An 11,001-nucleotide genomic window follows, 5' to 3' on the forward strand; every position below is an offset into this window, starting at 1 on the left:
TCGCCGGTCTGCAGACCGGCCAGCAGGTCGTCGCGGCCAACACCGCCAAGGCCGTCGAGGTCGCGGGCACCGCGTGGACGGTCATCAAGCACCGCAAGGCGGTCGCCGCCGCGGCCGCGGCCGGTGTGGCGGGCGTCGCCGGAGCCGCCTTCGCGATAGGCCGCTCGACGGCCAAGCCGCAGATGGGTCCCCTGACCCGACTGGCCCGGGGCCGGATCTGAGCACACTCGCTCCGCGAGAACAGCACCACCCACGGCGACCTCCCCCGCGTCCGCCGACGCGCGGGAGGTGCTCGTGTGTCGGGGTGCCTTCTGTGACGAACCGCACCTCTCGGACGAAGACGCAGGCAGATACGGGTCCGGTGGCCGACCGTTCGCGAACGTCACCGACGGCGGACCGGGGAAGGGGCCCTGGTCTGCCACGATGGTCTGGCCGCGGGCCGGGCAGGTCCCCTGGTGGCCCCCGCCGCGGCAGCCGACAGTTCCGGCGGAACGACCGCGCAGGCCGACGAGGGTCCGCGGCTCCGCCGTCTCCGCCGATACCCGTGCGCGTCACCGCGAACGGGCCTGTCCCATCAGGTACGCCACCATGTCCTCCTCCTCCGCCGGTGCCCCGCGCCCGCGTGCGCTCACCGACGCCTCCTCCCCCTGGCGTTCCCTGAAGTACCGCAGCATGCGGTGGTGGTCCGTCGCCCACCTCGTCTCCAACACCGGCACCTGGATGCAGCTCACGGTCCAGAACCTGCTGGTGCTCCAGATCACCGGCTCGGCCGCGGCGACCGGCCTGTCCATGTCCGTACAGGCGGCCCCCGGTCTGCTGATGGGCCTGGCGGGCGGCACCTTCGTCGACCGGTGGCCGCGCAAGCTGACCGCCGCCGTCAGCCAGGCGCTCCTCGGTGTCGTCGCCCTCGTCACGGCCTTCCTCGTCGTCACGCACCGGCTCGACCTGCCCGCGCTGATGGCGCTGGCCGCCGTGACCGGTCTCGTCGCCACCGTCGACGGACCTGCCTGCTCGCTGCTCGGCAACGACCTCGTGCGGGCCGAGGACGTGCCCTCCGCCATCGGTGTGGGCTCCCTCGTCCACAGCGCCGGACGGCTCGCGGGCGCGGCGCTGGCCGGAGTCACCGTCGGCCTGCTCGGGACGGCCTCCGCCTACGCCGCGAACGCGCTGTCCTTCCTGTTCGTCGCGGCCGTGATCCCCTTCCTGCGCCCCCAGCGCCACACGCAGCCCGCCGCCCTGGACCGCGCCTCGAAGGACGCGCCGGACATGAGCGCCCGGCAGGGACTGCTCTTCTTCGCACGCCGCCCGCGCCTGGTCGCCCTCGCGGGCATCACCGGGATCAGCGCGGTGTTCGGCCGGAACTACGCCCTCACCCTGGCGGTCCTGGTCACCGGGCCGCTCGCCGGCGGGGCCGGGTCGTTCGGCACGGTCTCCACGGTGCTCGCCGCCGGGGGCATCGTCGGCGCGGTGCTCGCCGCCCGGCTGCGCAAGCCGTCGGTCCGGCTGGTCGGCCTGCTCGCGGCGACCGGGGGCCTGCTCCAGGTGGTCGCCGGACTCGCGCCGTCGCTCGCGGTGCTGCTGGTGCTCGTGCTGCCCATGGCCGTCGTCGAGTCGGTCTCGGACACCGCCGGGACGACCGTCCTCCAGACCGACCCGCCACCCCACCTGCGCGGCCGGGTCCTCGGGGTCTGGAGCACCGTCTCCACCCTCTGGGGGCTCGCGGGTCCGCCCGTGCTGGGCCTGCTGATGCAGCACGCCGGCGCGCGGGGCGCCCTGGTCGCGGGCGGGCTGCTCATCGCCGCGACGGTCGGCGCGGGCCACCTGCTGCGCGGCCGGTGGGCCCCGGCGCCGGCGCCGGTGGCCGAGGACCGGGCCGCCGTCCTGGTCACCGCCGCCTGAGGGTCATTCCTCGCCGGTGCGGCGCACGCACTCGGTGACGACCGCGCGGAGGCTGTCCGTGCGGGCCAGGACCGCGCGCTGGACCATCGCGCCGTTGCCGTGCTTCAGCAGGCTCGCGAGGGTGTCCTGGACGCCCTTGGCGTCGCCGTGTTCGTCCAGGGCGTCGCGTACGTGGTCGAACAGCGCGCGCACCACCGTCTCCGCCGGGGCGGGACGCATGGTGAGGGGGTGCAGCAGATGCTCCTCCAGGCCGTAGCGGGCGGCCTGCCAGGCGGCGAGCCGGACCAGGGAGGTGTCGAGCCGGGCCGGGGGCTCGCCCGCCTGCCACTCGCGGGCGGCCGTCTCCACGAGGGCGCGGCACAGCAGGGCCAGCAGGACCGTGGTGTCCGGATCCAGGCAGACGTCGGCGACCCGGATCTCGACCGTCGGGTAATGGGCGGAGAGCCGGGCGTCGAAGTAGATCATCCCGGTGTCCCGCAGCACTCCGGTGCCGATCATGTCCCGTACGCGCTCGTGGTACCGGTCGGCGGAGCCGAAGAGGTCCGTCGGCCCGGCCGAGGGCCAGCGGCCCCACATCTGGCTGCGATAGCTGTTGTAGGAGCTGTCCTGACCCTGCCAGAAGGGAGAGTTGGCGCTCAGCGCGAGCAGGACCGGCAGCCAGGGGCGGATGCGGTCCAGTACGGCCACGCCCTCCTCGTCGGAGTCCACCGAAACGTGCACATGACACCCGCAGGTGAGCTGGTCCGACAGGGTCAGCCCGTAGCGGTCGGCCATCCAGCGATACCGCCGGTCGGGGGTCAGCGTCGGGCTGACCGGCAGGGGAGAGGTGCCGAGGGCGGCCACCGCCGCCCCGGTGCGCCCGGCGAGCCGTCCCGCCTCCGCGCGGCACCTGCGGATCTCGGCCGCCAGCTCGTCGGCGCGGGTCTGCGGGGCGGTGGCGAACTCCACCTGCTGGCGTTGCAGCTCCGGCTCGAAGACCTGCTCCTCGTCCGCCCCGGCGGCCCTGTCGGCCTGCGCCAGCACCGCCGCCGCGACGGCCCGCGGCTCGCCGCTCTCCGCGTCCACCAGGAGGAGCTCCTCCTCCACTCCCACGCTGCGCACGCGGCCCGTCCTCCCTGCCCGGTCCGGCGACCGGCCCTCTTCCCTGTGTCCCATCGGTCATTCGGCGCCCGAGCCGGGCTCGGCCATCCTGCGATGGGCCTCGGCCTTGAGCTTGTCGGGGACCACCTTGGCGGCCATACCCTGGGCCTTCGTCTTGGCGGACCCCGCGATTACTTTGTCCTTGCCCTCGAAAAGGGCGTCCAGTCCCTCGCGCGCGACCTCGGCGGGGTCGTCCTTCTCCTGCCGGCCGACCTGCGTGTCGTCCATGTCGGCGCGGTGGAAGAACTCGGTCTCGGTGGGGCCGGGCATCAGCGCGGTCAGGGTGACGCCGCTGTCCTTCAGCTCGCTCTGCAGGGCCTGGGTGAAGGACTGCACGAACGACTTCGACGCGTTGTACACCGCCTGGAAGGTACCGGGCATCGTGGAGGCGATGGAGGAGGTGACGAGGATGCGGCCCCGGCCCCGCGACACCATCTCGCGCACCACCCGCTTGCCCAGGTGCACGGTCGAGCGCACATTGAGGTCGACGATCTCCAGCTCGTCCTCCAGGTCGGTCTCCGCGAACGGGCCGCCCTGGCCCACCCCCGCGTTGAGCACCGCGACGTCGAGGGGACGGCCCGTCGCGGTGACCGCCGTCCACAGCTCCTCCGCCTGGTCGTAATGGCGCAGGTCGGCCCGGACCGGTTCCACCGACGCCCCGGTCTCCGCCCGGATGTCCTGGGCCGCCTGCCGCAGCCGGGTGTCGTTCTCGGCGTTGACGATCAGGTCGTAGCCGCGCTCGCCCAACTGCTTGGCCAGCTCGAAGCCGATACCGCTGGACGCGCCCGTGACCAGGGCGAGAGGCTTGAGATCGTTCATGGCCGGGTCACTTCCTGTACGAGTTCTGCTGCAAAGGGCAGGTGCGGGGCGCGCCTCGCGTACCTCCAGCAGTTCCCATATCGGGCGGTCCTGAACGGCCCGGGGACACGGTGGCCCCGATCGAGGGCGTTTCCGTGCTCCCCTCGGGGGGACTCGCTGTCCATGGTGGCCAACCGCGTGCCGGTCCTGCGGGCCCGCTGGCTGACGCAGACCTTCCTGAGCTGGCCCTTCGCGCCGGCGACGGTCCAGGCGCTGCTGCCCGAGGGGCTGGTCGTCGACGAGTTCGAGAGCTCCGCGTGGATCACCCTGACGCCGCTCCTCATGGCCGACGTCCGGGTCCTCGGAGCGCCCGCGCTGCCGGACTTCGCGGAGACCAACCTGCGGACCTATGTGCGGGGAGGGGACGCCGTGTGGTTCCTCTCCCTCGACGTGACCTGCCCCCCGCTGCTGGCGGGCCGGGCGCTGGGCGTTCCCTACCACCTGGCCGACCTGCGCGTGCGCGTCACCGGGGACACGGTCACGTACACCGGGGCGCGCCGCACCGGCGACGCCGGGTACCGCGTGGTCGTCCGGCCGGGCGCGCCCGCCGGGCCGACGGAGCTGGACGGCTGGCTGACCTCGCGGTGGCGGGCGTACAGCAGGCGGCTGGGCCTGCTCTGGGAGACGCCCGTGGGACACGAGCCCTGGTCGCCGGCCGCGGTCTGCGTGGAGGCACTGGAGGAGACGGTCACGAAGGCGGCCGGACTGCCCGCGCCGCGCGGCCGGCCCGTGGCGCTGTTCTCCCGGAGCGTCGACCACGCATGGGTGGGCGCCACCCGCCCCGTGCGAACCCCGTACCCATCGAAACCCCGACAAGGAGGCCGGACATGAGCGAGCCGACCCCGACCCCGTCCCAGGCAGAGGGCGAGCGGGAACCGGACCCGGAGGAAGGCCGTACCCGCGCAGTCCACCCCGACGTGCCGCGCACCACACCCTCGCAGGCAGAGGGCGAACGGCTGCCGGAGGACGACGAGTAGCCGCCCTTCGCTACCGGAGCGCGTGCACCGCCGCCGCGAACACGGGCGGCATCCGGGACGCCACCGGCACGATGAGCCGGGCGGTCCCCGGACGGCTGCTCGCGGCCAGCAACGCCCTGGTCAGCAGGCGGTGGCGGCGCGTGGCCAGCGTCCACTCCCGCTCGTACCGCTCGGGCCGCCCGGCCGCGAGGCACCGTACGGCGGCCTCGGCCGTCACCAGGGCGAGCGCGATGCCCTCCCCAGTGAGCGCGTCCACATAGCCCGCCGCGTCCCCGACGAGCAGCACCCGGCCCGCGACCCGGCGCCGCACCCGCTGGAGCAGCGGCCCGGCCCCGCGCACCTCGGTCGCGGGCGCCCCGCGCAGGGCGGCGGTGAGGGCCGGGAAACCGGCCAGGTGCTCGTCGTAGCCGCGCCGGACCCGGCTCAGAACCGCGACCCCGACCAGGCCGTCGGCGACCGGGGTCACGTACGCCTCGCCCTCGCCGGACCAGTGGACCTCCACGAAGTCCGTCCACGGCGCGAGACGGTAGTGGCGGCGCAGTCCGTACCGGCCGCGCGGGCCGCCGGGCAGCGCCAGACCGAGGCGGCGGCGGACGGGGGAGTGCAGGCCGTCGGCGGCGATCAGCCAGCGGGCCGTGATCCCGGCGGCGGTGACGCTGTCGCCCGTCTGGCGCACCTCGCCGACCTTGCCGGGCACGATCCGCACCCCGACGCCGAGGGCGCGCTCGTGCAGGGCGCGGTGCAGGGTCGTCCGGCGGACGCCCAGCCCCGGCCGGCCGCGGAAGGGGGCTTCGGCGCGGCGGACGCCGTCCACGTAGCGGATGCCGCGCAGCTCCCGGCCGTCAGGCTCCACGCCGAGCGCCCCGAGCGAGGCGACCCCGCCGGGCATGACGCCCTCGCCGCACGCCTTGTCCACGGGCGCCGTGCGCGGCTCGACCACCACCGCCGTCAGCCCGGCGAGCCTGGCGTGCACGGCCGCCGCGAGACCGGCCGGGCCACCGCCGGCCACCAGTACGTCGATCACGTCGCCACCGAGGCGGCCAGCGCCTGGTTCTCGCACCGGACGCGCACGGTCAGCACGGCGGCGTTCAGCACCGTGAAGGCGACGGCGGTCACCCAGGCGGTGTGCACCAGCGGCAGCGCCACGCCCTCGGCCACCACGGCCACGTAGTTCGGGTGCCGCAACAGCCGGTACGGCCCCCGCGCCACCAGCGGCAGACCCGGTACGACGATCACGCGGGTGTTCCAGCGCGGCCCGAGCGTCCCGATGCACCACCAGCGCAACGCCTGCGCGCCCACCAGCACGGCCAGCATCGGCCAGCCCAGCGCGGGCACGAACGGCCGCCCGCCGAGCCACCCTTCGAGGGGGCAGCCCACCAGCAGACCCACGTGCAGGGCCACCATCGCCGGATAGTGCCCGTCGCCCCTCACGATCGCCCGGCGGGCCCTGCTCCACCGCTCGTTGCGCCGGGCCACGACGAGTTCGCCGACCCGCTCGACCGCGACGGCCGCGACCAGCAGCGCGTACCAGATCATGTGTCCTCCTGTCGGGCTCACCAGCTCAGCAGCACCAACTCGCAGGCCAGTCCCGGCCCGATGGCCAGCAGCAGGCCCGGAGTGCCGGGAGGCGGGCGGCGTTCGGCGAGGGTGTCGCGCAGGATGTGCAGCACGGAGGACGAGGAGAGGTTGCCCGACTCGGCCAAGTGACGCCAACTGACGGCGAGTTCCTCGGTGGGGAGGTCCAGTGCCTCCGTGACGGCGTCCAGGATGCGGGGGCCGCCGGGGTGGCACACCCAGGCCGTCACGTCCTGCGGCTTCAGACCGTGGCCGGCGAGGAATTCCCGCACGTCGTCGGCCAGATGGTGCCGGAGGACCTCCGGGATGTCCGGATCGAGGACGACCCTGAAGCCCGAGTCCCCGATGTCCCAGCCCAGCACCCCGCCCGCGTCCGGGTACAGCCGGCTGCGGGAGTCCACGATCGTCGGGCCCGGGAACGCGCCCGCGCGCTCCGCCCCGCAGGCCACCACCGCGCTCGCGCCGTCGCCGAAGAGGCCGGTGGCGACCAGGTTGGCCGTCGAGGCGTCGCCGCGCTGGAAGGTGAGCGAGCACAGCTCGACCGACAGCAGCACCGCCACCTGGTCCGGGCGCCCCAGCAGGAAGTCGTGCACGCGCGCCAGCCCGGCCGCGCCCCCGGCACAGCCCAGCCCGAACAACGGCACCCGCCGCAGGTCAGGCCGCAGCCCGAGCCGGGCCGCCACCCGTGCGTCGACCGACGGGACGGCGACCCCGGTGACCGAGGTGAAGATCAGCAGGTCCACGTCGGCCGCGGACAGCCCGGCGGTGCGCAGCGCCTCCCGGATCACGCGGGCACCCAGGTCGGTGGCGGTGGCGATGAAGAGGTCGTTGGCGGCGCCGAAGCCGTCCAGCCTCTCGTACTGGTCGAGAGGCAGGGTCATGTGCCGGGCGCGGACCCCGGCGTTGCCGTGCAGCCGGTCCAGTACCCGGCGGTCGGCGCCCTCGGGCAGACAGGCGCGGGCCACCATGTCGGTGATCTCGGCCTGGGCGCAGCGGTACGGCGCGAGGGCACCGTGCACGGCGGCGATCCGCGTCATGAGGCTCCCGTACGTCGACCGATCCGGGCGGACTCAGCAGCCCTTCCCTGCACCGCCGAACCGGCACCACAGATCGCCCGTCCGGCCGTTCCGGATCGTGACGCGCCGGGCGGGCCCCTACGATCGCCGGGTGGTGAGCCCCGAGCAGTCGACGATCCCGGCCCGCGAGGTCTCCGCCCTCGCCGGGTCCTGCCACCCCGGTCCGCTGGTGGTGGTCACCGCGCTGACGGCGGCGCTGGCCGTGACGGCCGGTCAGGAACCGGGCCGCTGCCTGCTCACCACCGGTGCCGTGCTGACCGGGCAGCTCTCCATCGGCTGGTGCAACGACGCCTTCGACGCGCGCCGGGACATCGCCACCGGCCGCCGGGGCAAGCCCGTCGCGGACGGCGCGATCGAGGCCGGCACGGTGTGGACGGCGGCCTGGGCCGCGCTGGCTCTGTGCGTGCCGCTCTCCTTCGCCTGCGGGTGGGCGGCCGGCGCCGCGCATCTGACCGCCGTCGCGGCCGCGTGGGCGTACGACCTGCGGCTCAAGGCCACCCCCTGGTCCTGGGCGCCCTACGCCGTGGCCTTCGCCGCACTCCCGGCGTTCGTCACCCTGGGGCTGCCGGAGCGGCCGTGGCCCGCCTGGTGGGTGCTCGCCGCCGGGGCGCTGCTGGGCGTCGGCGCCCACCTCGGCAATGTGCTCCCGGACATCCGGGGCGACCTCGCGACCGGGGTACGGGGCTGGCCGCAGCGGCTGGGCCCCGACCGCGTACGGCGGCTGCTGCCGGTGCCCCTGGTCACCGCGTCCGCCCTGCTGGCGCTCGGGCCCGCCGGACCGCCCGGCGCCCGGCAGATGACCGCGCTCGCCGGGGCCGGGCTGATCGCGGTGGCCGGGACGGTGCTGGGCCGCCGCCGGGAACGGGCCGCGTTCGCGGCGGCGGTCGCCGTGGCGGTGCTGGACGTGGCGCTGCTGCTGAGCGGCGGCGGACTCGGCACCGGGGCATCCTGAGACGGAGGGAGCCGCATCCGAGCGGCGCCCCCGCACCGAAGTACCGCATGTGTCACCCGATGCCCGGAGGTGGATCATGACCGACTCACTGCCGCCGCCCGGTGAGACCCCGCCCGTCGAGGGATCGACCGCCGAGGCCCACCCCGAGCGGCCGGACGGCGGTCCCTTCGAGCACCCCCGGCTCTGGCTGGCCCTGATCCTCCTCGGCTGCGCGCTCGTCGCCGGCTACTTCCTGGTCAGGATGATCGACCTGTGAGAGCCGCTCACTTCAGACCGCTGAGCATGATCCCGCGTACGTAGTGCCGCTGGAGGAGCAGGAAGAGCACCAGTACCGGCAGGACGCTCAGCACCAGGCCCGCCATCACGATCGGCATCGTGCGCGTCGGGTCGACGTGGTCCTGGAGCAGCTGGATGCCGACCGGCAGCGTCATCACGTCCGGGTTGGCGGTCGACACCAGCAGCGCCCAGATGTACTCGTTCCACGCGTCCACGAACGTCAGCAGCCCCAGCGTCACCATGACCGGCTTGGTCTGCGGCACCACGATCCGCCACCACACCGCGAACTCCCCGGCGCCGTCGATCCGCGCGGCCTCCAGCACCTCGTCCGGGATCGAGACCATGAACTGGCGCATCAGGAAGATCCCGAAGCCGTTGACCAGGAACGGCATCGCCAGCGCCACGATGCTCACGGTCAGCCCCGCCCCGCCCCGCCCCAGCAGGTCGTTGCCGCCCGCCAGCGGCCAGTGCACCAGGATCAGGAAGTGCGGGACGAAGAAGAGGAACGGCGGGAACATCATCGTCGACAGCACCAGCCGGAAGATGAAGTCCCGCCCCGGGAACCGGAGTTTGGCCAGCGCGTAGCCCGCGAGCGAGGACGTCAGCAGCACCGACGCGTTGATCACCGTCGTGGCGACGACGCTGTTGCGGAACAGCACCGGCAGATCGAGCTGACCGACCGCCGCCCGGTAGTTGGACAGGTCGAACGCCTCGGGCAGGAACCGGTACGGCAGCGCGCCCGACTCGCCCGGCCCCTTGAACGAGGTCATCACCATGTCCAGGAACGGCACCACCGTGAGCACGGCGCCCGTCACGACCAGCAGATACGACAGCCATGGGAAACGGCGGCGGATCACGCGTCCTCCCCGTTGCGCCGGAAGATCCACAACTGCGCCAGGGTGACCAGCAGGATCACCACGAACAGCACGAAGGCGGCGGCACTCGCGGTGCCCCAGTCGCCGTAGGAGAACGCCTGCCGGTACATCTCCAGCGCCGCCACATCGGTCGCGTCACCGGGACCGCCCTTGGTCATCACGATGATCAGCGCGAAGGACTGGAGCCCGGTGAGGAACTGCGTGACGCAGACGAACAGCAGCGCCGGCCGGAGCAGCGGCAGCGTGATCCGCCAGAAGACGGTCACCGGACCGGCGCCGTCCAGCGCGGCCGCCTCGTAGTACGACTCCGGGATGGACTTCAGCCCGGCGGTCAGGATGAGGATCGCCGTGCCGACCGACGCCCAGGCCTGCACGACCACCACCGCCGGCAGCGCGGTGTCCGGGTCCTGGAGGAACGCCACCGAGTCGAGCCCCACGGCGTTCAGGGCGCCGTTGACCAGGCCGCCCGGCTCGTACATGTACTTCCACACATTGCCGACGGCGACCACGGTCGTCACGATCGGCAGCAGATACAGGGTGCGCCAGAGCCCCTGGAAGCGCAGGTTGTCCACGCAGGTGGCAACCAGCACGGAGCCCGCCAGCGCCAGGGCCACCGTGCCCAGCGCGAACAGCAGGGTGTTGGTGAGGACCGGGGTCAGAAAGGTGGAGCCGTCGCCGAACAGGCTCGTGAAGTTGTCCAGGCCCACCGGCTGGATGTCGCCGAGGTCGAACCCGGCCCAGCGGGACAGAGACAGCAGCAGCGCGAAGCCGAGCGGCAGGATCAGGAAGACGGCGAAGAACAGCAGCACCGGCGCCAGGAACAGGTAGGCGACGACCGCCTGGTGGCGCCGGGCCCGCGCGCGGGGGTCCACGGCCGTCCGGGCACGGTCGGCGGAGCGCGGGCGCGGGGGCCGCGCGGTCGTCTCCGGGGAAAGGGTGTTCACCACGAGCGCGACACCTCCTGGTCCACCTGGCGGCGGATGGCGCGCAGCGACTCGTCCACCGACTGCTGACCGGTCCACAGCGCCTCGACGTTCTTCCGCAGCAGCGACTTGGCCTGCTGGGCACCCGGCACGTTCGGCTCCGGCACGGCGTACCCCAACGCGTCGAGGAAGGGGCGGAGGTTGGGGTCGCCGCCCTTGCCGAGCAGCGTCCGCATGTCGTCGGCTCGGCCGGTCAGCGATCCCACGGACACCTGGAGGGCGCTCATGCGAGTCACCGTCGCGCCCTTGCCGACGCCCACCCGGTCGGTGTTGAGCCAGCGCAGGAACTCCCATGCCTCACGCGGGTGCCGACTGGAGGCGTTGACGCCCAGCATGAACCCGGTGGCGAGGGTGGCGGGCTTGTCGCGCAGCTCCGGTACGGGCACCGGA

12 protein-coding genes and 2 pseudogenes are annotated in these 11,001 nt (G+C 73.8%); 6 read left to right on the forward strand and 8 right to left on the reverse strand.

All coding sequences use genetic code 11. The annotated features are described in order from the left end of the window. Both CCN33_RS02890 and CCN33_RS02895 read left to right on the forward strand, forming a co-directional pair. A pseudogene (locus tag CCN33_RS02890) lies at positions 1-221 on the forward strand (hypothetical protein); the annotation flags it as partial. Positions 222-672: 451 nt separating this feature from the next. Continuing rightward, the gene (locus tag CCN33_RS02895; RefSeq protein WP_244173586.1) at positions 673-1,899 is read left to right on the forward strand and encodes an MFS transporter; all 1,227 of its coding nucleotides are present in this window, start codon (positions 673-675) and stop codon (positions 1,897-1,899) included. A 3-nt stretch (positions 1,900-1,902) separates the two neighbouring features. Here CCN33_RS02895 and CCN33_RS02900 read toward each other — a convergent pair whose 3' ends face one another. Both CCN33_RS02900 and CCN33_RS02905 read right to left on the reverse strand, forming a co-directional pair. Then, complete coding sequence (locus CCN33_RS02900) at positions 1,903-3,000, reverse strand: glutamate--cysteine ligase 2 (protein ID WP_086690737.1); 1,098 nt, start codon at positions 2,998-3,000, stop codon at positions 1,903-1,905. A 57-nt stretch (positions 3,001-3,057) separates the two neighbouring features. After that, positions 3,058-3,858, reverse strand: coding sequence for an SDR family NAD(P)-dependent oxidoreductase (locus CCN33_RS02905; protein WP_086690739.1), 801 nt, complete (start codon positions 3,856-3,858; stop codon positions 3,058-3,060). A 162-nt stretch (positions 3,859-4,020) separates the two neighbouring features. On the opposite strand from CCN33_RS02905, the gene CCN33_RS02910 reads away from it, so the two are divergent. Then, a complete protein-coding gene (locus CCN33_RS02910; protein WP_086690741.1) occupies positions 4,021-4,728 on the forward strand; it encodes a YqjF family protein in 708 nt (235 codons plus the stop codon). Further along, on the forward strand, positions 4,725-4,874 hold the full coding sequence (locus CCN33_RS31795) for a hypothetical protein (protein WP_167387753.1): 150 nt from the start codon (positions 4,725-4,727) through the stop codon (positions 4,872-4,874). The genes CCN33_RS02910 and CCN33_RS31795 overlap by 4 nt, the downstream gene beginning before the upstream one ends. Positions 4,875-4,884: 10 nt before the next feature. Here the strand turns inward: CCN33_RS31795 and CCN33_RS02915 are convergent, their stop codons facing one another. Genes CCN33_RS02915 through CCN33_RS02925 form a run of 3 tightly spaced genes read right to left on the reverse strand, consistent with a single transcriptional unit; the run spans position 4,885 to position 7,486 of the window. Continuing rightward, positions 4,885-5,898, reverse strand: coding sequence for an NAD(P)/FAD-dependent oxidoreductase (locus tag CCN33_RS02915; protein WP_086690744.1), 1,014 nt, complete (start codon positions 5,896-5,898; stop codon positions 4,885-4,887). After that, on the reverse strand, positions 5,895-6,410 hold the full coding sequence (locus tag CCN33_RS02920; RefSeq protein WP_086690747.1) for an isoprenylcysteine carboxyl methyltransferase family protein: 516 nt from the start codon (positions 6,408-6,410) through the stop codon (positions 5,895-5,897). The genes CCN33_RS02915 and CCN33_RS02920 overlap by 4 nt, the downstream gene beginning before the upstream one ends. A gap of 17 nt (positions 6,411-6,427) precedes the next feature. Then, on the reverse strand, positions 6,428-7,486 hold the full coding sequence (locus CCN33_RS02925) for a type III polyketide synthase (RefSeq protein WP_086690751.1): 1,059 nt from the start codon (positions 7,484-7,486) through the stop codon (positions 6,428-6,430). A 130-nt stretch (positions 7,487-7,616) separates the two neighbouring features. Between CCN33_RS02925 and CCN33_RS02930 the strand changes: the two genes are divergently transcribed. Beyond that, on the forward strand, positions 7,617-8,477 hold the full coding sequence (locus CCN33_RS02930) for a UbiA family prenyltransferase (protein WP_244173584.1): 861 nt from the start codon (positions 7,617-7,619) through the stop codon (positions 8,475-8,477). A gap of 76 nt (positions 8,478-8,553) precedes the next feature. Further along, positions 8,554-8,733, forward strand: a complete 180-nt coding sequence (locus tag CCN33_RS02935; protein WP_086690755.1) for a DUF6480 family protein — start codon at positions 8,554-8,556, stop codon at positions 8,731-8,733. 7 nt (positions 8,734-8,740) lie between these two features. On the opposite strand, the gene CCN33_RS02940 is transcribed toward CCN33_RS02935, so the two are convergent. From CCN33_RS02940 to CCN33_RS02950, 3 genes and pseudogenes are all read right to left on the reverse strand, one after another. Beyond that, positions 8,741-9,610 (reverse strand): carbohydrate ABC transporter permease, encoded by an 870-nt coding sequence (locus tag CCN33_RS02940; RefSeq protein ID WP_086690757.1) that lies wholly within the window; start codon positions 9,608-9,610, stop codon positions 8,741-8,743. After that, the gene (locus tag CCN33_RS02945) at positions 9,607-10,575 is read right to left on the reverse strand and encodes a carbohydrate ABC transporter permease (protein ID WP_086690759.1); all 969 of its coding nucleotides are present in this window, start codon (positions 10,573-10,575) and stop codon (positions 9,607-9,609) included. The genes CCN33_RS02940 and CCN33_RS02945 overlap by 4 nt, the downstream gene beginning before the upstream one ends. Further along, positions 10,569-11,001 (reverse strand): annotated as a pseudogene (locus tag CCN33_RS02950) (ABC transporter substrate-binding protein); the annotation flags it as partial. The gene CCN33_RS02945 and the pseudogene CCN33_RS02950, both read right to left, overlap by 7 nt.

Origin of the sequence: Streptomyces recifensis, assembly GCF_002154615.1 — a bacterium.
GTDB lineage: Bacteria > Actinomycetota > Actinomycetes > Streptomycetales > Streptomycetaceae > Streptomyces > Streptomyces griseoluteus.